The sequence below is a fragment of the Exiguobacterium sp. s125 genome (assembly GCF_018618605.1).
Taxonomy (GTDB): Bacteria; Bacillota; Bacilli; order Exiguobacteriales; family Exiguobacteriaceae; genus Exiguobacterium_A; species Exiguobacterium_A oxidotolerans.
Map to the genome: position 1 here is coordinate 57,916 of NZ_JACSMI010000005.1, position 21,965 is coordinate 79,880.

General features: G+C 50.3%; 18 protein-coding genes. 5 read left to right on the forward strand and 13 right to left on the reverse strand.

Annotation, left to right across the window (positions count from 1 at the left end):
- Window positions 1-14 precede the first annotated feature (14 nt).
- Genes pdhA through KNQ05_RS12335 form a run of 5 tightly spaced genes read left to right on the forward strand, consistent with a single transcriptional unit; the run spans window position 15 to window position 5,238 of the window.
- Complete coding sequence (pdhA, locus tag KNQ05_RS12315) at window positions 15-1,067, forward strand: pyruvate dehydrogenase (acetyl-transferring) E1 component subunit alpha (RefSeq protein WP_214767223.1); 1,053 nt, start codon at window positions 15-17, stop codon at window positions 1,065-1,067.
- Between the two features lies 1 nt (window position 1,068).
- A complete protein-coding gene (locus tag KNQ05_RS12320) occupies window positions 1,069-2,067 on the forward strand; it encodes an alpha-ketoacid dehydrogenase subunit beta (protein ID WP_214767225.1) in 999 nt (332 codons plus the stop codon).
- 12 nt (window positions 2,068-2,079) lie between these two features.
- Window positions 2,080-3,285 carry a dihydrolipoamide acetyltransferase family protein gene (locus tag KNQ05_RS12325; RefSeq protein WP_214767227.1) on the forward strand — a complete coding sequence of 402 codons (1,206 nt, stop codon included), beginning with the start codon at window positions 2,080-2,082 and terminating at the stop codon, window positions 3,283-3,285.
- The gene (locus KNQ05_RS12330; protein WP_214767229.1) at window positions 3,286-4,689 is read left to right on the forward strand and encodes a dihydrolipoyl dehydrogenase family protein; all 1,404 of its coding nucleotides are present in this window, start codon (window positions 3,286-3,288) and stop codon (window positions 4,687-4,689) included.
- A gap of 33 nt (window positions 4,690-4,722) precedes the next feature.
- Window positions 4,723-5,238, forward strand: coding sequence for a methylated-DNA--[protein]-cysteine S-methyltransferase (locus KNQ05_RS12335; protein WP_214805529.1), 516 nt, complete (start codon window positions 4,723-4,725; stop codon window positions 5,236-5,238).
- A 409-nt stretch (window positions 5,239-5,647) separates the two neighbouring features.
- Here KNQ05_RS12335 and KNQ05_RS12340 read toward each other — a convergent pair whose 3' ends face one another.
- The 13 genes from KNQ05_RS12340 to KNQ05_RS12400 form a co-directional block, all read right to left on the reverse strand.
- Window positions 5,648-6,670 (reverse strand): aldose epimerase family protein, encoded by a 1,023-nt coding sequence (locus tag KNQ05_RS12340; protein WP_214767231.1) that lies wholly within the window; start codon window positions 6,668-6,670, stop codon window positions 5,648-5,650.
- Window positions 6,667-8,163 (reverse strand): UDP-glucose--hexose-1-phosphate uridylyltransferase, encoded by a 1,497-nt coding sequence (galT, locus tag KNQ05_RS12345; RefSeq protein ID WP_214803373.1) that lies wholly within the window; start codon window positions 8,161-8,163, stop codon window positions 6,667-6,669. The genes KNQ05_RS12340 and galT overlap by 4 nt, the downstream gene beginning before the upstream one ends.
- A 31-nt stretch (window positions 8,164-8,194) precedes the next feature.
- Complete coding sequence (galE, locus tag KNQ05_RS12350; RefSeq protein WP_088836201.1) at window positions 8,195-9,187, reverse strand: UDP-glucose 4-epimerase GalE; 993 nt, start codon at window positions 9,185-9,187, stop codon at window positions 8,195-8,197.
- A gap of 1 nt (window position 9,188) precedes the next feature.
- The gene (locus KNQ05_RS12355; RefSeq protein ID WP_214805531.1) at window positions 9,189-10,361 is read right to left on the reverse strand and encodes a galactokinase; all 1,173 of its coding nucleotides are present in this window, start codon (window positions 10,359-10,361) and stop codon (window positions 9,189-9,191) included.
- Window positions 10,358-12,490 (reverse strand): alpha-galactosidase, encoded by a 2,133-nt coding sequence (locus KNQ05_RS12360; protein WP_214805533.1) that lies wholly within the window; start codon window positions 12,488-12,490, stop codon window positions 10,358-10,360. The genes KNQ05_RS12355 and KNQ05_RS12360 overlap by 4 nt, the downstream gene beginning before the upstream one ends.
- A gap of 12 nt (window positions 12,491-12,502) precedes the next feature.
- Window positions 12,503-14,488 carry a beta-galactosidase gene (locus tag KNQ05_RS12365; RefSeq protein WP_214805535.1) on the reverse strand — a complete coding sequence of 662 codons (1,986 nt, stop codon included), beginning with the start codon at window positions 14,486-14,488 and terminating at the stop codon, window positions 12,503-12,505.
- Window positions 14,489-14,515: 27 nt separating this feature from the next.
- Window positions 14,516-15,301 carry a carbohydrate ABC transporter permease gene (locus KNQ05_RS12370; protein ID WP_088836197.1) on the reverse strand — a complete coding sequence of 262 codons (786 nt, stop codon included), beginning with the start codon at window positions 15,299-15,301 and terminating at the stop codon, window positions 14,516-14,518.
- Between the two features lie 13 nt (window positions 15,302-15,314).
- Window positions 15,315-16,277: a carbohydrate ABC transporter permease gene (locus KNQ05_RS12375; RefSeq protein WP_088836196.1), complete on the reverse strand. Its 963-nt coding sequence runs from the start codon at window positions 16,275-16,277 to the stop codon at window positions 15,315-15,317.
- A gap of 74 nt (window positions 16,278-16,351) precedes the next feature.
- Window positions 16,352-17,662 (reverse strand): ABC transporter substrate-binding protein, encoded by a 1,311-nt coding sequence (locus KNQ05_RS12380; protein WP_214767237.1) that lies wholly within the window; start codon window positions 17,660-17,662, stop codon window positions 16,352-16,354.
- Between the two features lie 29 nt (window positions 17,663-17,691).
- Window positions 17,692-18,174 (reverse strand): hypothetical protein, encoded by a 483-nt coding sequence (locus tag KNQ05_RS12385; RefSeq protein WP_029332520.1) that lies wholly within the window; start codon window positions 18,172-18,174, stop codon window positions 17,692-17,694.
- 555 nt (window positions 18,175-18,729) lie between these two features.
- On the reverse strand, window positions 18,730-19,890 hold the full coding sequence (locus tag KNQ05_RS12390) for an ROK family transcriptional regulator (RefSeq protein ID WP_214767239.1): 1,161 nt from the start codon (window positions 19,888-19,890) through the stop codon (window positions 18,730-18,732).
- Between the two features lie 106 nt (window positions 19,891-19,996).
- Window positions 19,997-20,701, reverse strand: coding sequence for a hypothetical protein (locus KNQ05_RS12395; RefSeq protein ID WP_214767241.1), 705 nt, complete (start codon window positions 20,699-20,701; stop codon window positions 19,997-19,999).
- Window positions 20,702-21,055: 354 nt separating this feature from the next.
- Window positions 21,056-21,907 (reverse strand): MBL fold metallo-hydrolase, encoded by an 852-nt coding sequence (locus KNQ05_RS12400; RefSeq protein WP_214805537.1) that lies wholly within the window; start codon window positions 21,905-21,907, stop codon window positions 21,056-21,058.
- Window positions 21,908-21,965 lie beyond the last annotated feature (58 nt).

The window sequence follows — 21,965 nt, forward strand, 5'->3', positions numbered from 1 at the left end:
TGGAGGTGGACGAGATGGAATCACAATTCCCGATTCAACGTATCATCGACGATGCCGGTCAAATCGTCGACGAGACGAAACGAGACGCTTTGACGAAAGAATTAGCGTTACAGTTATTCACGCACATGAACCGGATTCGGACATTCGACCGAAAAGCGATCAACTTGCAACGCCAAGGGCGACTCGGAACCTATGCCCCGTTTGAAGGACAGGAAGCGGCTCAAGTCGGCAGTGCCCTGGCGTTAAACGATACGGACTGGATTTTTCCGACGTACCGTGATCACGGGGCGACGTTGACGTTCGGTGCCGATATGGTACGGACACTCCTTTACTGGAACGGACGGGTCGAGGGGTGTGTCCCGACGGACGACTTGCATATCTTCCCCCCTGCCGTTCCGATTGCCACACAAATCCCCCACGCGGTCGGTGCCGCATGGGCGGAAAAACGAAAAGGAACGTCCGCCGTCTCCGTTGCCTATTTCGGAGACGGGGCGACGTCTGAAGGTGACTTCCATGAGGGGATGAACTTCGCAAGTGTCTTCCAGGCACCGGTCATTCTGTTCAACCAAAATAACGGTTATGCGATTTCTGTCCCGATCCAAAAGCAGATGCACTCGGAGACAATCGCCCAAAAAGCACTCGCTTACGGCATGCCGAGCGTCCGGATTGATGGAAACGATGCCTTTGCCGTCTACTTCACGATGCAAGAAGCTGTCGCCCGCGCACGGAACGGTCAGGGACCGACATTGATTGAGGCCGTCACATGGCGGTTCGGTGCCCATACGACAGCGGACGACCCGTCGAAGTACCGCGATCAAGAACGGTCGCGCGACCGTGTCGATCCGCTCGAGCGCCTCGAACAGTTCATGCGCACGCATGGATTTTACGACGACACGGAAATCGATGCAATCCGGACACGCCATCAAATGGAGGTCGAGGAGGCCGTCAAAGCGATGGAAGCCTTCAAGCTACCGGCGATCGATGACCTCTTCGATCATACCTATGCGACGTTGCCAGCAGACGTCGCGCGTCAAAAAACCGCTTACCTGACTGCGAGGGGGAACTAACATGGCGACACCAATCAATCAGCAGACCGACATGACGCTCATCCAAGCCGTCACGGATGCATTACGCATTAAATTAGCGACCGACGACACGACGCTTGTCCTCGGCGAAGATGTCGGGAAAAACGGCGGCGTCTTCCGGGCAACGGACGGACTGCAAGCCGAATTCGGCGAAGACCGTGTCATCGACACCCCACTCAGTGAAGCGGGGATTGTCGGGACCTCGGTCGGACTTGCCGTCAATGGCTTTAAACCGATCGTCGAAATTCAATTTCTCGGGTTCATTTATCCGGCTTATGAACAAATCATGACCCACGTCTCGCGCATTCGGATGCGGACGATGGGACGCTACAGCGTACCGATGGTCATTCGTGCGCCGTATGGTGCCGGAATCCGCGCCCCGGAAATCCATTCGGACAGCACGGAAAGTTTATTCACCTCGATGCCAGGACTCAAGGTCGTCTGTCCTGCGACGCCTTACGACGCCAAAGGACTGTTACTTGCTGCAATCGATGACCCCGATCCCGTTCTGTTCCTCGAATCGATGCGGAGCTATCGGGCTTTCAAAGAACCCGTCCCAAACGAAGCCTATACGATTGAAATCGGTAAAGCGAACATCGTCTCGGAAGGAACAGATGTCACGTTGGTTGCCTGGGGTGGAATGGTGCAAGTCGCTCAAAAAGCAGCAGCACAGGCAGAAAAACAAGGTCTTTCTTGTGAAGTGCTCGACCTGCGGACACTCTATCCGCTCGATCAAGAGACAATCGCCGCCTCCGTCCAAAAAACAGGACGTGCCGTCATCGTCCACGAGGCCCATGCGATGGGTGGTCTCGGGACAGACTTGATTGCTTTGATTAATGACACATCCTTCCTCTACTTACGGGCACCGATTGCCCGCGTGACCGGATTTGATGTACCCGTCCCGTTGTTCGCACTAGAGGATCACTATATTCCGACACCCGCCCGCGTACTTGAAGCGATTACGCGTACGGTCGACTTCTAAGGAGCTGAGTTTATGACTGAAGTGAAACTACATGATGTCGGAGAAGGCATGACGGAAGGTGAAATCGCCCATTATCTCGTCAAAATCGGTGATCATGTGACGCTTGATCAACCGGTTGTCGAAGTGTCGACCGATAAAATGGTCGCTGAACTACCGGCACCGATTTCCGGCGTCATCAAAGACATCTTAATTCCGGTTGGACAGACCGTCACTGTCGGAACGACGCTCCTCCTGATTGAATCCGGTGACGAGGAAGCGGCAACACGTGAAACCGTCACCGAGCCATCGCGTCCTGTCGTGAACGCGCGAACACCGCTTGCCATACAGACGCGCCGTGTCCTCGCGACACCGTACACACGAAAAATTGCTCGCGATCACGGAATTGATATCGAACAAGTACCCGCATCGGACCCATCCGGACGCGTTTCGGAAGAGGATGTTTTGCAGTTCGTCACAAGTCGAGAATCCGCGTCACCTGTCCGGCCTGAAGCCGTCACGGCTCCTGAAGCGGTCACACCGTCAACTACTCCGACGACGTTACCGTTTCGCGGGATCCGCAAACAGATTGCGAAGAAGATGACGCAATCGCTCTTTACGATTCCTCATGTCACGCACTTTGAAGAAATCGACATGACACGTCTCCTTGCACTGCGGGCAGAACTAAAAGCGAACGGGACACCGATCAGTGTCAACGCCTTCTTCGTCAAGGCACTTGTCGTCGCCCTAAAAGACTTCCCGGTCTTCAATGCCAAACTGGATGAAGCCAATGATCAAATCATTTTAGAGCAGGAGTACCATATCGGAATCGCGACGGAAACGGAAGACGGCTTAATCGTCCCTGTCGTCCGTCAAGCCGACCAGCTCTCACTCCGCATGTTACATGAACAACTCGCCGGACTGCACACACGGGCGAAAACAAACGAGTTGCGGGCGGGCGACTTAAAAGCGAGCACGTTCACGATGAGTAATGTCGGACCGCTCGGCAGTACCGGTGCGACGCCCATCATCAACTACCCGGAGACCGCCCTAATCGCTTTTCATAAAACAAAAAAACGGGCTTGCGTCGATGAAAACGATCAAATCGTCGTCCGCTCGATGATGAACGTCTCGATGTCGTTTGATCACCGCGTCGCGGACGGAGCGACGGCCGTCGCCTTCACGAATCGCTTCGCCGGTCTGATTGAACAACCGACTACTTTATTAATGGAGTTGATTTAAATGGTCGTAGGAGAACTGACACAAGAGCGTGACCTCCTCATTCTCGGAGGTGGACCAGCTGGTTACACAGCTGCGATTCGGGCGAAACAGCTTGGACGCGACGTCACATTGATTGAGCGGGAACGACTCGGTGGAACATGCTTGAACGTCGGATGTATTCCGTCGAAAGTATTGGCGCATGCTGCGCAGGAGCGAACACGTCTCTCACACTTGACGGCACTCGGCTTTTCCATCGAAACGACACATGATTTCGGCCAGTTAGCAAACTACCGTGATCAAGTCGTGACGAAGCTGCGCCAAGGCGTCGAAGCGCTTTGTAAAGCAAATGATATTGAATACGTGACCGGGTCTGCGTCCTTCCTCTCAGACGACCGGATCGGTGTCGAACACGGACATCAGTTCGATACGTATCGTTTTCAAGATATCGTGATCGCAACCGGCAGCCACAGCATCCGTGAAGAATCATCCGTTCTCTTGAACGCGGAACAACTGTATCAATTACAAGAGTTACCGGACAGTCTGATTATCATCGGGAACGATTATATCGCGATTGAAGCAGCGATGAGTTTTCAAGCACTCGGGACAGATGTGACGTTGATTGCTGACGGATTCGAGTTCGACACAAGTCTCGAAAAAGAATTGAAGCGGACGTTCAAAAAACAAAAAATCACACTTGTCAGTGGCACTGTGACGACGATTACACCGGCGGATACTCACGTCGACGTCACAATCGTCAAGGCTGAACAAGAAAAAACTGTCCAGGCCAGTTACCTCTTCCAGTCGTTGCCACGCGTAGCCAATACACTTGATTTAGGTGTCGATCGGCTTGGTCTGACGTTAAACGAGGATGCAACACTAGTCGTAGATGCGCTTGGTCGAACAAATTTCCCCCATATTTATGCGATTGGGGACGTAACACCTGGTCCGCAACTCGCGACGCGGGCAATCCATGAAGCAAAACGGACGGCGGAACATCTCGGTGGCGCTTCACCTGATACGACGATTCCTTACTTCCCGACAATCATCCGCTCACTTCCGCCAATCGCTTCCATCGGCTTGACGGAACAAGCAGCCACTGAAGGCGGGTTCACGGTGCAGGTCGGACAGTTTCCATTGACGGCAAACGGGGCGAGCAGTATCGATGCGGCCAGCGGTTTTATCAAAGTCGTCTCGGACGCGAAGACATCACTGATTTTAGGCATTCATATGATTGGGGACGGTGCCCTTGAACTCGCCGGTACATGTGCGCTTGCCCTTGAAATGGCTGCGAAACAAGAAGATTTACGTTTTCCGGTCCAAGCACACCCGAGTCGCAATGAAGCCTTGACGGAAGCACTCGAAGCACTGGTCGGACAAGCAATCCATCTTCCACCACGTCAACAGGCTGTCTTCTCGAACACGTAACCACACCACTTGTTTTTGAAGGAGCAATGCCCGATGGAACTTTACTTTACGAAACTTGAATGGGAACACCATTGCTTTCCGATTGCTGCGACGTCGGACGGTCTCTGTTATGTCGGTGCGTTTAACGAACCGTCCGAACTCTTTGAAGACTGGAAACGAAAGCATCTTCCACGGGCTGAAGTCTTAATTGACGATTCAAGAATCAATCCGTACCGGGAGCAACTGCTCGGTTATTTGCAGGGAGAGCGGACGGCCTTTACATTGCCACTTCACCCGATCGGGACACCGTTCCAGCTCGATGTCTGGCAAGCATTGCAAGCTGTTCCATACGGAAACACTACAACGTATTCCGAGATCGCAGCGGCCGTCTCACGCCCTCGTGCCATCCGGGCAGTCGGCACGGCAATCGGGAAAAACCGGTTGCTGTTAGTCATCCCCTGTCACCGGATTGTCGGCAAGAACGGTGATTTGATTGGCTACTGGGGTGGATTGAACATGAAACGCCGCTTGCTTGCCTTAGAGCAAGAAGTCAGTCCGAATTCAATGTAATTGAAAACCCGAGCGACTCCGTTTTCTAACAAGAAGCGGAGCACTCGGGTTTTCTCGTAGACACGGCGTTTATTACGTCGCGGTTGATGAACAATTAGCCTTTTGTTCATATGTTTTTCTCGGTTGAGGCATGAGTCATCGAGATTAAAACAAAATGAAATGGAGACAAGCTAAAAGTCAACGATCAAGCGGTTGTTGATTCTCATGCGAGACTTCGCTTTCCACGGGCGGAAGGCGAGCCTCCTTGTCACTTACGTTCCTCGGGGGTCTCACCTATTCCGCTGTTCCCGCAGGAGTCTCCGTCTCGCATGAGAATCAACGGATGACACCTGCTTCAGCATGTTCTTCATCAAAAGAATATAAAGATGAACAGCGGATGACTCAAACGAGGGACGTCACCCCTCCGATATCAGTTTACATTATTGATTCCAAACTGATATGTCGTCTCCCACTGGTACGTCGCACCCGGTTCGATGAGAATCGATGGAAAACGGGATTCATTGACAGCATTCGGATGAACTTGTGCCTCAAGGCAAAGACCAAGTGACGGACGGGACGGGACACCGCGAACCGTATAGTCGGTCAAAAGTTGTGTTCCCGTATATAAGACGACGACCGGCTGATTCGTCGTCATCTGTAACGTTCGTCCTGATACCGGATCCATGAGTTGCGCTCTCCCTTCGTCTAAGACGAACGGATGATCATAACCGTTCCCGGCATTGACCGTCTCCTCACTTTCCGATTCAGCGCCACTGCGAATCGACCGCCCTGTCCGGAAATCAAGGACCGTTCCGTCGACCGCACGGAATTCACCCGTCGGTAGCAGATCGGATCCGAGCGGTAGATAGGTCGAACTCGGTAACGTCAACTGATGATCCAGAATATCGCGTTGTAAGTTCCCGGACAGGTTCCAGTACGTATGATTCGTCACGTTCAGTGGTGTCGTCTGATCCGTCGTTGCTTCAATCGACAACGTCAATGCTGTCCCGTTTAGCCGGTAGATGACATCCACGGTTACATTTCCGGGATACCCTTCGCAACCATCCGGACTGAGCGTCCGTAAGTGCAACAGCTGTTCCGTTGCTTCGATGACATCAAAGAAGACTTGATCGAAGCCGTGCGTGCCGCCATGTAAGTGATTCGTTCCGTCATTTGCCGCAAGGTGATAGGTTTGTTCAGCAATTGAAAAGCGGGCTTGCCCAATCCGTCCGGCGACCCGGCCGACGATTGCTCCGAAATACGGCGAATGTTCTTTGTACGCGGCCAGTGTATCGAAGCCGAGCACCACACTCTCCATCTTGCCCGAGCGATCTTTGACCCGGACGTCATTGATGATGCCACCGTAATTCCATATCTCGACTTCCATGTCCGGTTGCATCAAGCGGTGCCGAACGAGTCGCGCGTCTTCTGTTTGATGTGTCTCGTACGTCATCGCCGGTCACCTGTCACTTGATGTGTCACCGTCTGCAGGAACCGGTTAAGTCCCGCCTGCCCTGCCTCCGTCTGTTTGAAGACACCGCAGTCTTCGAGTCCACGGACGAATTTTTCGGCCACCGCTTGTTCGACGTAAGCTGTGACCGGTTGACCGGTGTACTGTTGCTTCAACGATTCTGCCCAAGTCCGGTGTACCGGCAAGACGTCCGTCGTTTCACCGACGATGAACTGTTCGACCTGCTTTAGTTCTTCAAGCAACCGGGCTGGTAAGACCGCAAGTCCCATCACTTCAATCAAGCCGATGTTTTCACGTTTGATGTGGTGGATGTCCGCGTGCGTATGGAAAATGCCATCCGGATGTTCGACAGAGGTCCGGTTGTTTCGTAAGACAAGATCGAGTTCATAGACGCCGTTTCGCATCCGGGCAATCGGTGTCACCGTGTTATGCCGGACGCCGTCTGTCATCGCAATGATTTCCTGCTCCGCGTCACTATACGTCAGCCAGGCTGTATACACATCATCGGCAGCAGCGAGTAACTGGTGACGATCAGGGCTACTCAAGCGGATGACGCTGAGCGGCCAGTGTAACGTTTGCCCACTGACATCCGGTTGTTGCGGCAAGTCGAACCGGCTTTGGATCGTTGCTCGGTCCATCGCGAACTCATAACGCCCGCCTTGGTAATGATCGTGCGTCAAAATCGAACCGCCGACGATTGGTAAATCAGCATTTGACCCTGCAAAATAATGCGGGAATTGATCGACGAACTCCAGTAATCGTTCAAAGGCGTCGCGGTTGATTACCATATCGCGATGCGCCTGCGACAAAATGATGCTATGTTCGTTGTAGTAAACGTATGGCGAATACTGCAATGCCCAATCCTCACCTTGGAGTGTCAACGGAACGATCCGGTGGTTCGCCCGAGCCGGATGATTGCTGCGTCCGGCATAACCGACGTTCTCGACACAAAGCAAACACGTTGGATAGGTCGATGCTGCAACAGGTTCTGTCCGGGCTGCCGCAATTTCGCGTGGATCTTTTTCCGGTTTCGATAAGTTGATTGTAATATCAATTTCCCCGTAAACCGTCGCTGCCTTGTACTGGATGTTTTTCGCAATCCGTTTCGTCTGGATATAATTGCTCGCCTGACTGAGTTGATAGAAATAATCCGTTGCGTGCACCGGATTTTCTTTGTAGAGCTGATTGAACGTCGTCGTGATCGTCGAAGGACGATCGACGAACACATCCATTAATTCAGCTGCGAAACGTTCTTTTTCATCGAGTCGTGCTGCAAGCCGTCCGGACGCAATCATTTCTTCCACCAGCGCCTCGAGGATGTCTGGAATCGGTTCCGCTGTAACAGTCCCTGGATCGGTATAATCCGCCTGACCGACAAGCGCAAGAATTCGATTACGCGCATAGATTTCATCTTCTGCGTCAATCAGATGTTCAGCAATCGCTTGCTCAATCAATCGTTTGATGTGTTCATTCATCGCCTTCACTCTCCTCAATCCATTCTCTCTCTTATGTTGTCTGATAGCCGTTCGGACGGCGTTCGTGCCAGTTCCAGGCATCACGGATGATTTGGTCGATGTCCGTCCGACGCGGTGACCAGTCGAGAACACGTTTTGCTTTTTCTGATCCTGCGATTAACGTACTCGGATCACCGGCACGTCTTGCGACGACTTGTTCCGGAATCGGGTGCCCCGTCACCCGGCGCGCCGCCTCGATGATTTCGCGGACGGAAAATCCGTTGCTCGAACCGAGGTTAAAGACATCACTCGTGTGTCCTTGTTGTAAGTAATCGAGTGCGAGAATATGGGCATCAATCAAATCTTCGACATGAATGTAATCCCGGATGCATGTCCCGTCTGGCGTCGCGTAGTCATCCCCATAAATCGAGATGACAGACCGCTGATTGTTTGCGACTTCAAGGACAAGTGGAACAAGGTGTGTCTCTGGTGTATGGTCCTCTCCGACTTCTCCTGTCGCGCGTGCTCCAGCGACGTTGAAGTAACGTAACGCCACATAACGAAGACCATGTGCTTGTTCGCACCATTTCATCATCTTCTCCATCATCAATTTCGTTTCACCGTACGTATTCGTCGGGTTCGTCATTGCCGTCTCGAGAATCGGCATCGTTTCTTGCTCACCGTATGTCGCAGCCGTCGAAGAGAAGACGATTTGTTTGATATCATGTGCGACCATTGCCTCGAGTAAGACTTCCGTTCCGTAGACGTTATTGTTGAAGTATTTTAATGGTTGTTCCATCGACTCCCCGACCAACGAAAAGGCAGCGAAATGAACGACTTGTTCAATCGTCTCTTTTGTAAAGACACGGTCAAGGAACGACCGGTCGCGAATATCTCCTTCGTATAAACGGGCTTGCGGATGGACCGCCTTTTTGTGACCTGCCTGTAAATGATCAATGACGACGACGTCTTTTCCAGCATCAATCAACTGATAGACCGCATGGGAGCCGATATAGCCGGCCCCACCGACAACTAGTACTGCCATATTAGATGACCTCCCGTTCGACTTCACGCGCTCCGTCTCCGACAGTCGCCGTGTAGAACGTTGCCGGATAACCGATCCGGCTTTCATAGCGTTGTCCGACGGCATCGATGAATCGGTCGACTGTTGACGTTTCAACGATTGCAATCGCACAGCCACCAAAGCCGGCTCCTGTCATCCGTGCCCCAAGGACACCCGGTTGCGCCCAAGCCGCTTCGACCAACGCGTCGAGTTCTTGCCCTGTCACTTCATAATCGTGTTGGAGTGACCGGTGCGACGCATTCATCAATTCTCCGAATTCCTCGAGTTGCCCTGCTTGTAGTGCTTCCAAGGCTTGTAACGTCCGCTCATTTTCAGAAATGGCATGGCGTGCCCGGCGCATCAAGCGTTCGTCGTCGAGTGTGACGGTTTCGAATTCTGCCATCGACCAATCTCCGAGCGTTGCATACGGCCGGACTTGCTGTAACTGTTCGAGCACCTGTTCACACTCCGCACGTCGCTCGTTGTATTTTGAATCGGCGAGTTCACGCCGCTTGTTCGTGTTCATGATGATGATCGTATAGCCCGTCAAGTCGAGCGGTGCATACGTGTAATCAAGCGTTTGGCAGTCAAGGAGTAATCCTGACCCTGCCTGTCCCATCCCGATCGCAAATTGATCCATGATGCCACTGTTGACGCCGATGTAGTGATTTTCGACCTGCTGACCGAACTTCACGAGTTCGACCCGGTCGAGATCCAATTCATATAAACGCTCGAGCATGACACCGATGACGAGTTCGAGTGAAGCAGACGAAGACAACCCTGCTCCGTTCGGAATATCCCCTTTAATCAAGACGTCAAATCCTGACGTGATGGCGTACCCGGCTTCCCGGAGGATGTGCACCATTCCTTTGGCATAATTCGTCCAACCGTCTTGCGGATTATGGGCCAAGTCGTCTAATCCGACTTCGATGATGCCGTCTGCTTCGAAGTTGAGTGAATAGAAACGACACGTTGCATCATCCCGTTTTCGGGCAATCGCATGCGTCCCGAGCGTCAAGGCACATGGAAACACATGACCTCCGTTATAGTCCGTATGCTCTCCAATCAAATTGATACGCCCTGGCGCAAAAAAGCGATGTGTCGCCTGTACATCGAATTGCTCTTCAAAGATTTGTTCTAACGTCTGGTCGGTCATGCGATCGGCTCCTTTTGCTCAATTTGTTTCAATTGATAGATGGGTTGAATTCGTAAACAACGTGCTTCATAGTCCGTCGAATAAGAGAAGTTCAGTCCTTGGTTCATCAAGTAAGCACCGCTCACCTGGCGATCTTCCACTTGATAGAGTCTACTTGCATCTAATCCCGTCAGTTTAAAGCTGTACTGGTGAATGCCATGCTTACGCATCGGTGCAACCGCCAAAATGACTGTCTCAGTTTCAGACGTATACTGCATGATGCTCGCTGTCGTTTGTGAGAATGGACTGAGGCGGTATTGACGTCCGTGCTGAACTGTCGGCCGAATCGTCTTGTATGTCTCAATCCATCCTTTCGCTTCCGCGAGTTCACTTGCCGTCCACTCACTTAAGTTTCCACCGATGCCGAGCGTCCCTTGCATCGAAGAGACGAACCGCGTCGCAAGCGGTAAGTTCCGCCCATTCAACCAGTTCGGACCATCCGTCACCCAGCAACTCATCATTTTTGCATTATAGGCAAACGAGAAGTCATGTTGAATCGTCAACCGGTCAAGCGGGTCCGTGTTGTCACTCGTCCAGACTTGTTCCGTCCGCTCTAAAATCCCGAGATCAATCCGACCTCCGCCACCGGCACACGCTTCGAAGTCGACCGTCGGATGCCCGAGTCGTAGCTCGTCGAAGATTCGATATAAGGCATCGACGTGACGCTTCCAAAGTTCTTTTTGCGCGTCCGGCGTTTGCGACGGGACACCCGGCTCAGAGAATGCCCGATTCATGTCCCACTTGATGTAGTCGATTTCGTGCGACGTCAATAATTCATCCATCATGTCATAAACAAAACGTTCGACTTCCGGTAAACCGAGGTTCAAGACGAACTGGTTTCTCGATGTCGTCCGGACAGCACCCGGAGCATGATAAATCCAGTCCGGATGTGCGCGATATAAATCGGAGTCCGGATTGACCATCTCCGGCTCGACCCAAAGACCGAACTGCATGTTTTTTCCCTTCACATACTCAATCAAAGGGGTCAGACCGTTCGGAAACTTCTTCCGATTGACGACCCAGTCGCCTAATCCCGCTTGATCGGAGTGACGTTCACCGAACCAGCCGTCATCGACGACGAATAGTTCACATCCGATGTCCGCTGCTTGATTGACGAGTGCCCGTTGTCCCTGTTCCGTCACATCGAAATACGTCGCTTCCCATGAGTTATAGAGGACCGGTCGAACGTTTTCACGGTCAGACGCCGGCATGATCACGTGACGCTGGAAGTCATGCGCGCGCGCACTCATTCCGGCGAAGCCGTCCGGAGTATAGCCGATATAAAAGACCGGTGTTATTAGACGTTGTTCAGCGTCAAGCGTCCAGCTGAAGTCAAATCCATTCATCCCACCCGATAGTTGGACGAACCCGAAGGCATCTTGTTCAGCGTGAATCGACCAGTTGCCCGAATAGGCAAAATGGCCGTAAATGACTTCGCCCGTCGTCTCTGTCGCATTGTGTTCAAGCGCGAACCAGGGATTTGCCTGGTGACTCGTCACACCGCGTCGACTTTCAATCGTCTTGCGTCCTGCTGTCAGCGGCGTGATTTGTTTTTGGAATTCGCCCGTCCATGTCCCGGCATAATGATGGAAGTTGAGCGTCGGACGATTTAAAAGTCCCATCGCGAACGACTGCGCCGTCGTCAAACGGACAGGTCTTTCTCCTGCGTTTTCGACGATGAGCGAGCGCCCGATCATATCGTATGCCGCGAAAAGTTCATACCGTACCCCGACGCGCAAATCTTGGAGGGGATCGTGGAGCCATAAGACAAGTGCCGTATCCGACAGCTCTGCTTGCTCGAAAGAAAATTGACTGATTCTTGCTCCGTCTGCCCGTTCTGATTTTAACGTCGGTTCTGTATAGACCATCTCACCGAACGGGATAAAGTCGTACGTCGCGACGCCGTCTGGCGATTCGAATGAACTGTGGGCAAGAACCGCACTCGGTAACGCCGCATAATCTGCTCGATACGGAAGTCGTGCCCCGAAATACGTATGAACGAGCTTCCCATTCGCTCCGATTGTCACGACATGCGCGACATCTTGTCCTTCAATCACGAATCGGTGTTTCGATACTTCAAAGATTGCCATGGTCCTACCTCCTTACGTCGTCAGAATCAGTGTCGCAAGCGGTGCGAGTGTCACTGTTCCACTGTATGTCTCTTGCGTCGTCAGCTCCTGATATGTTCCGTCAAGCGTGACTTGTTTCGTTTCTTTTGTGTCATGGTTCATCAGGAAGACGAAATCGCGTGTTTCCCCGTGACGGCGAACGACTTCGACCTGGTCCGGCACTTCAAGCGTCTCGATTCCTGCTTCTTCAAAGGCTTGCGCGTAAATCGTATCGATCATCGCGTCATCGATCGACGCTCCGATGTAAGTGATTGTTCCTTTGTATTGATTTCGCGTGACGGCTGCGACACCATCGTAAAATGTATCGCGATAAACGGCGAGCGACTCTGCCGTCGTCGGTGTAATGAGATCGCACCAGAGGCGTGCCGTCGACGATTGTCCGTCAAGTCCCTCGACACGGTTTTGCTGGACCGCTTGAAGGGATTCATATTCATCGATTTCAATGCCGGCATACGTGGCAAACTTCCCGGGAAGTGTTTTCGGGATGACATTGTTATGCGGATCCTTGACACCTGTCCGGTACGTAAAGATGACGTGCCCCCCTTGTTCCATGTAATCAATCAATGCTTGATCGAACGTCGGGTTCGTCAGGAAGTACAGCGGCACGATAATCAGTTTGTAGCCGTCAAGCGCATCGCCCGGGAAAACGATGTCCGTCGCAACCTGCTTGCGGACAGCCCCGCCGTAAAAACGGACGAACTCGGTCCGGAAATCAAATGCATCGCTGTGTGGTTGATGCGTCCAGGCCCAAACGTTTTCCTGATCAAAATAGACACCGACATCCGCTCGGTACGTACTGGCATTGATCTCGTCGCCGAACGTATTTAGTTCCGTCATGATCTGTTTGACTTCAGCAAACTTCCGTTTCGGTTTCCCGTCGTGGTCGATGATGCCGTGGCAAAATTCTTCCGTCCCGAACAAGGCTGCCCGGAAGCGGAAATAGACGATCGCTTCCGCGCCGCGCGCAACGGCTTGATACGTCCAGAGACGAATATGACCCGGGCGTGGTAAGTATCCGATTTTGCTCCACCCCTGTGCGCCACTGAGCTGTTCCATGACCCAGAAACCTTTGCCCTGTTTCGACGACCGGCAGAGATCGTGATCGCTCGCCATCTTCTCGAAACGGTTTGGTTCCGGTAACCCGCCCCAGACGGGATAGTTATCAAATGAGACATAGTCAAGATCTTGCGCCATCTGTTGTTGATTCACAGCCATATCGCTGTAGACGAGGTTATGTGTGATAAAGGCATCCGGATGGATATGTTCCCGTAAGACATCGACTTGCAGCTTGTTGTAATAGTTATAGCCGTCGGCACAAAATCGGTCGAAATCGACGAGCAGGGCAGGACTATGCTCTTGGTAAACTTTACGCGGGACGGGAATTTGTTCCCACGCCGTATAGGTTTGACTCCAAAAGACCGTTCCCCATGTCTCGTTTAACACGTCAAGCGTGCCATACCGCTTCTTGAGCCAGACCTGGAAAGCGGCCCGGTCGATAGCACTGTAAGAGCGGTCCGACTTTTCATGACCGTACTCATTATCTGTCTGCCAACCGATGACACGCGGATGTTGCCCGTACCGTTTCGCCATTTCCGTCGTAATCGCGACGGAAAATTTTTGATAGGTCTCACTGTGAACCGTGTAGTGACGACGCGCACCAAAGCTGATCGTCACACCATGTTCGTCGACCGGTAAAATTTCCGGATACTTATAACACATCCAGGCGGGTGGTGTTGCCGTCGGTGTACCGAGGACGATATCGAAGCCCGCGTCACTGAGTCGTGCGACGACGTCATCCCAAAAGTCGAAGTCATAAACCCCTTCTTCCGGTTCCATCATCGTCCACGCAAATTCTGCAATCCGGACGACGTTGACCCCCAGTTCTTTCATCAAACGAAAATCTTCCTCCCACAATTCACGTGGTGTTTGTTCCGGATAATAATCGACTCCTAAATACATGTTGCTCCCCCTGACTCAAAAAACAAATTATTTTACTGCACCGGCTGTCATTCCTTTTTGGAAGAAACGTTGGAAGAAGATATAGAAGACCATCGTCGGTAAGCTGATTAACACAAGTGAGGCATAGATTTTACCTGGATCGCCGCCGAGTGCATCTTTGAAGAAGCTCGGTGCCATCGTGACTGTCTGGTAAGCGGGATCGGTCATGAACGTCAAGACCATCAAGTATTCGTTCCACGAGTTGAGGAACGCATAGATTAATGCTGTCGCAAGTGCCGGTTTCGCGAGTGGCAACATGACTTTGAAGAAGACTTCTAAAATTGTCGCACCGTCGATATAGGCCGCTTCCATCAGTTCGTTCGGCAATTCGTCAAAGTACCCTTTGATGAGCATCAAGCCGAACGGGAGGAAAAATGCAACTTCTGCCCCAATCAATCCCCAATGATTGTTCAGTCCGTCAAACGAACGGAGCGTAAAGAACAAGGGGACGATCATCGAAGCAACCGGTAACATTAAACCGGCGAGGACCATATTGAACATGAGACGCTTCCCTGCGAATTCTAGCTTTGAAAAAGCGAACGCTGCAAACGCAAGAATCGTGATTGAGATGATGATCATGAAGAAAGCAACAAAGAAACTGTTGAAGACGAACGTTGGGAAATTCGGGTTTTGTAACGTCGCGATATAGTTCTCAAATCCATTGACACGTAAGCTTTCCTTGAACATGACAAAGATCGGGAACAGCCAGACGATTGAAGCTAAGGCAAGGACAAGGTTGATCATCCAACGACTCTTTTTAGATTCTACATTCATGGTACGTTCCTCCTTAGTTATCCATTTTCTTTTGTATCCGTAATTGGAAGTACGTGATCAGCAACGCGATTGTAAGTAGCACGATGGCGACAGCACTCGAGTAGCCGACTTCCTGTTGGAGCATTGATTTTCGGAATAAGTAGGTCGAGATAAATTCTGTGGACGATCCCGGCCCACCGGCAGTCGTGATCCAGACTAAGTCAAATGTCTTCAGTCCACCGATGACACCGAGGATCGATAACGTGAAGGTCGTGCCCTTTAAGTTCGGGAACACGATGCTCCAAAGGGTCCGGAAGAAACCGGCTCCATCAATTTTCGCAGCTTCGAAAATTTCTTTTTCAATCGTCAACATCGCCATGTAGTACATGACCATCGACGACCCTGTCCACTGGAAGATATTGATGGCGATGACGGAATAAAGCGCGATATCTGGATCGCCGAGCCAATTCTGCTCGAGACTCCCAAGACCGATTGCACGTAAGAATTCGTTGATGTATCCAAATTGGAAATCATAAATTTGTGTGAAAGCTGCCCCAAGGACGACCGGACTCAAAACGACCGGGAAGAAGAAGACCGATTTCATCGCAGTCCGCAGCGGTCCTTGTGTATGCAGGAAGTACGCGAGAACAAGTCCGATTCCAGCCTGGATTGTGACCGTCAAGACGGTGAAGATGAAGGTGTTTTTGAGCGAAAGATAAAAGTCCGGATCTCCGAACATTTCCGCATAGTTTGAAAGCCCGACAAACGCTTTATCAAACGAAATCCCGTCCCATGAGAAAAACGAGTTATAGGCATTGTAGAAAATCCCGTAGTAGATGAAACTGACGACGAAAAGGACGATTGGTGCGACAAATGCCCAACCGACCATATTTTGTTTCATCTTGCCTTTTTTTCTTGGAGCAGGTGAACGTGTCGCTGCTGGTTTTAACGGCTCTGCTTTTGGTTTAATCGGCAATTCCTGACGCTCTGTCTGCATGTTGATTCCTCACTTTCCTCTTTTCCAAAAATCAGGAAGTGATACGCCAGGCGCATCACTTCGCTGTCTACTGCTTATTTCGCCGATTTATCCGCTGTATCTTGAACACGTTGAAGTGCTTCTTTCGGATCTTGACCTGTTGCGATATTTTGAAGTTCCTTCCCGAGGATATCGTTCAATTTCGTATCCCGGATTCCACGGCTCGCGACTGCGTCCGCAAGCGTATCGTTTAACATTTTGTATGATTCTTTTTCGCCTTCCGATGTGAAAGCGGAATCAGAGTCGATCGTGACATCTTTAATTCCTGGTGCCATCTCGAACTCACCCATGTATACTTCTTGTCCTTCACCTTGACTCATGAAGGCGATGAACTCTGCTGCACCTTCTTGTTGTTTCGATTCTTTATTGACGCCAAGCGCCATATCGATTGAAGCGATGATTGGTTGTTCTGTTCCGCCTACGAGGTTAGGAAGTGGTGCAAATCCAAGCTCATCGTCAATTTTCCATTTGTCTTTTTTCTCAGCCGTCGTCATCGAGTGTGCTTCCCATGAACCGATGACCCACATCGCAGCTTTTTTATCGAAGAACTGGTTCATCCCGTCATTGTAAGTCGCAAGACCAAGCGCTCCTTCTTGGAAGACTTTATCTTCGAAGAGGTCTTGCCATACTTGTGCTGTTTTGACCATTTCGTCATCTGTCCATTTTGCTTCACCCGACAAGACTTTTTGAATGTAACCCGGCGCGACTTGGTGACTGAGGACATTGTAGACATCGATGTCGATCCAAGCATCTTTTGCTCCGAGCATCAATGGAATGACTTTATCGCCAGACGCTTTGATTTTTTTGACGGCATCAACCGTTTCTTTATAGTTCTTAGGTGGCGTGACACCGTATTTATCAAGCATCGTCTTGTTGTACATCAAGTATGCTTGTCCTGTGAAACCGATTGGGACTGCGTATTGTGTACCATCAAGTGTCGTCTGTTCAATCCCGAGCTCGACGAATTTATCTTTCCATCCATCTCCGGCTGCTTTATCCATATATGAATCGACCGGTACGACACGATCTTTATACTGCTGAATCATCGGTTCTTTTAAGCCAATGATGTCCGGGCCTTTACCTGACAACATTGCGACTTGAAGTTGCTTTTCATAGTCTTCACTGTACCGTTTGAATTCGACTGAATACTTGTCTTGCGATTTATTGAACGCATCGACAACGGCTTTCCCAGCTTCAGGTTGTGGTGCCCAGCCCCACCAGGTAACGATTGTTTTACCGTCTTTTGTTGTCGTCTGTTGCTCATCTTCGCCACCACAAGCTGCGAGTAGTGCTGATAATGTAAGAACCGATGCTGCCGCTAAAATTTTCGATTTTTTAAATTTCATCTGATTGATCCCCTTTTTATGTGTAAGTATCATGCGTATTTTTGACCGTGTTGACCTTCCAGTTTCGCTTGTTTGCACCAGTCTTCCATCACCGTTTGGTCGATCGGCATTCCCTGTAGCCGAATCAACACGCGGGCAATCAAACGTAACCGATAATCCAATGTGTCGACTTCGCGAGCGACAAATAAGTAAAACTCTCCGCCAAGTGTTAAGCAGCCTGCCGTCCGCATTTGTTGCATCAATGCGCGTAATTCGATGTATCCGCTCTCATTTTTTCGAACATGCAGTTCTGAGGAACGGATTGTCAATACTCCTTGCACGGATGACATCCGGAATTGAAAAACTCCATCTTGTCGCGGACGGACGAGCACGATGTCTTGGTCCGGTGACCGTTCATCCCCTAGTTGTTGTTCAGTCATCCGCTGCGTTTGACGATCATAGTAAAAGCCGCGGATGGCCCCGTAACGCCCAAAAGCTTCACGATAGGAAACCCACGGATCTTTTGTTTCCATCGGCGCGTTGCCTCCTTCTTTCCGTTTCAGCTCGACTGGTCTTCGCCAGTCCGCATCCACCTCCACCGTTCACATGAACTTAGTAAATTAAATTTATTATCTATCTTTAAAAAGACTATAGCATATGACTTTTATATTTGTAAACGTTTTCATAAATTATTTTTTGGGATTATCTCGAGATTGCTTGAAGTCCTGATAACTGAGGGCGTGACAAAGCGTCTTTTTCGTTGCTTTCCTCGGGCGAGGCGCAAGCCGTTGCTCCTTACGAGCAAGGTCTTGCCTACCTCTGAAAGTGCGTTAAACACACACTTTTTCCCGTAGGAGTCAACGAAACGTGACGCTTTTTAAGTAATACCGTGAGAGAAATCCAGGCATGCAGACGATTTGGATCGCAATCCGTCTTGAATCGCTTTAGACCAATTGCCGCTTTGAAGATGAAGCGAGAAAGGGAAGCGCGAACTGATTGCTTCTCGTTATCGCATTTTCACTCTTCATAAGAGTTTGCCTACAGTCAAAAAAACTACTTCCGTCATATCGATGGAAGTAGTTTATACTTTAAATCGTTTGAAAGACACTATTTGTCGCTAAGGCAGCTGCACTAAGTGCTCCTTGTTTTTCACTCCACGGCACCATCTTCACGTCCGTCTGTCGCGAGGCTGTTGTCAGCGCCGTATGCGCAACCCGTTCTTTAATCTGCTCGACGATGCCCGGTGCGCGTTCAAACATCGGGCCGCCTAGTAAAATCCGTTTCGGGTTCAACAAGTGAATCGTATTCAATACACCAATCCCGATATACTCTCCTGCTCGATGATAGGCGCGCGCCGCTTGTTCGTCTCCTGCCACTAAACGACTCCGCAGTTCCAGTAAGGTTTTTACTTGCGGATCAATGACTTCAAAATCGCGCAACAGTGACTTTTCGCCTGCCAATGCCTCAAGGCAACCACGATTGCCACAAGAACAGATGGGTCCATCTAAATCAAGTCGCATATGTCCGACTTCACCCGTGATGTGGTTTTCCCCATCAATCAACTTTCCATCCAGTACATAGGCGCCTCCAATCCCTTCGCCTGCATAAAGGTAAAAGAATTGATCGACCCCGACCCCCTCGCCAAATAACAATTCGAAGGAAGCGAGCGCACGCACGTCATTCTCGATGAAAACTGGATAGGCAAATCGTTCCTCTAAATGTTTTTTTAGTGCGACATCATGAAGGTGGAACCGAGGGGCAAATAGGATGACACCTGTTTCCGGATTAACCATCCCGTGGACAGAAATCCCGATGCCATGAATCGTCCCGACACCGTTTGTCGCTTCAATCAATTCTTCACACAGTTGACTGACGGCATCAATCATATCGTCACTCGTATCAAAGTGTCCGATTGATTCGACTTCATGGATCGTATTTCCACTCAAGTCGGCGATGACACCGATGAAACGATGACTCGTCGCATCGATTCCGATGACATATTGTTCCGTCGCAACCAATTCAAGCATGATTGGTTTGCGTCCCCCATTCGAAACTCCGAGTTCCCGCTCCGTCACGAGACCATCGGCAATCAACTCACTGACGATGTTCGAGACCGTCGGCTTCGTCAAATTTGTCCGCTGGGCAAGTTCGACCCTCGAAATTGGCTGATGCATTCGAATCAGGCGTAACACAAGTGCCCGATTGTAGGAGCGCATCCATTTTGAATTACGTGGTGTCTCTTTAGTCATACTTCCCCTCATCCCCTCTAACCTTCTCCTTCCTATCTTCGCACATTTTGTAAGGGATTTCACTGTCTCCTTTTTAACTCATTTTGAAAGAGAAAGAGGCGAGGTTTCACGCTTCATCATACGGCTGCTCGATGACGAGGATTCGGCTACCGTCTGGCTTTTCCGTCAACTCCATTTCAATAATGGCCTGCCCGACTAGCAACACAGCCGGCAATTCTGGGTCCGTCTTCCGAAAAAAGCTGACATGACCTTGATAAACGTCCATATAATCAGCGAACAAAAACGTTCCATTGACATGGATTTCGTCTTGCTTCGGGTTGAATTCAAGTCGCGGGACCCCGAACCATGCTTCTCCGTTCAAATACAACAATGGTTTGTTTCCAATTCCTTCATTGGTGGCTCGGCGCACTTCAATCGCTCCTTTCGTCTCATAATAAAGGCGGTCATCCCCTCGTGTCGCAATGACAATCGGATTGTCTTGATACAGGACGATTTCAAGAATTTCATCCGCCTGTTCGACATAATAACCCGAGTCATCAGCTGTCGCAAAACTAATCGTGTACAGTTGAATCCAGGCGACGACATCTGTTACTTCGACCGGCTTCAAGAATAACGCGGAGACAAGATACGTCCGCTCCGGCATCACGATTAAGTTGACACAGATATCTGCCAATTGAATCGTTCGTACTTGTGTTGAAGGATACATTTCTTCGTAATCTTTCATAAAAATCACTTCATAATAATGCGTCGTCTCCCGGAGCTCTCTCCCAGGTAAACGACGATCAAAGTCGGCAATCTGGATGCGTTTCATGTTGTGCCTCCTCTGCAAAAACCTGTAAGTGTCTCATGCTGATTATTACCCAAAATTTGGTCTCTTTGCACTCCCCTAAAAATCAAAAAATCACCTCCCGATTTTTTCAGGAAGGTGACGCGTCAGATTGTTTTCATTGGAGATACAAGTCGTAGAGCACATAGAGCACTAGCGCAATCACAAAGACGAAAAAGAATTTTCCCGTACCAAAAAAAACACGGTCGCTTGTTTCGTTCCGATTATTTTTATCCGGATACATTATACAACTCCCTTTCTCATCTATCCAATTTTTCTCATATTGAACAGTTTCGCCTTTTGCGGCATCAATTCCTTCCGAACTGACGATCGATTGCTTTAAGATTTCATCCCGTTCGCAAAAAAGACGAGCGTTTCTTCTTCGTCCGTCGTTAACACACGGTCGACCGTTTCTTTGTATAATCGACGCATCTCTGAAATCTTCCCACCTGCTCGCTCCGTCACATCCATCGCCTGACGTAACATCGCGACTTCTTTTTCAAAGGCTTCGCGGGGCATTGCCTCACCGTGCGACCAGACGTAATACGCCGCATCATACTCCGCGATGGTATCAAGTAACAACGTCATTCGCTCGACCGTATAGTTCCATTTCGCCGAAAAGATATCAGCATACATCGCGTCCCCTAAAAATAAGACACGTTCTTCCGGTATGTAAACAAGCAGACTCCCGGGTGAATGGTCATTTTCGACTTCGCGCAGAATACAATGCACATCCCCTAAGTCGACGACAAGTTCTCCCTCGAATTGAATATCTGGCAATTGTACTGCTATATCACGTGTCGGACCAAACTCGAGCTTGATGGCATCGGCACAAAATGGTATCTCGATTCCCTGCTCGATCCGCGCTTCGAGTTCTTCATCTGTCCAGTCATAATCTAGCATCTGTTCAATTCGCGCGACCGTCCGCTTCGTTGCCATCGCCGGAAGGTTCATTTCTTTTAGTCCGAAAATGTGGTCCCAGTGCCAATGGGTCAATGCCAGTAAATCAGGTTTTTTCAAGCCATGTCGCTCCACTTCTTCTAAAAACAGTGCTGCATGCCGGCTCGAGTTTCCTGCGTCAATCATCAAACTACGTTTTGCTCCGACGATCAGTCCTAAAATCGGTCGATCCGTTTCACTGACCGGTGTTTGATACCATACACGATCCGTCAATTGGTTAAATTGTTGCATCTTCACCGCCTCCTGCTTGTAGTATAACGAAAAAGCCCATCCGGATGACGCCCGGATG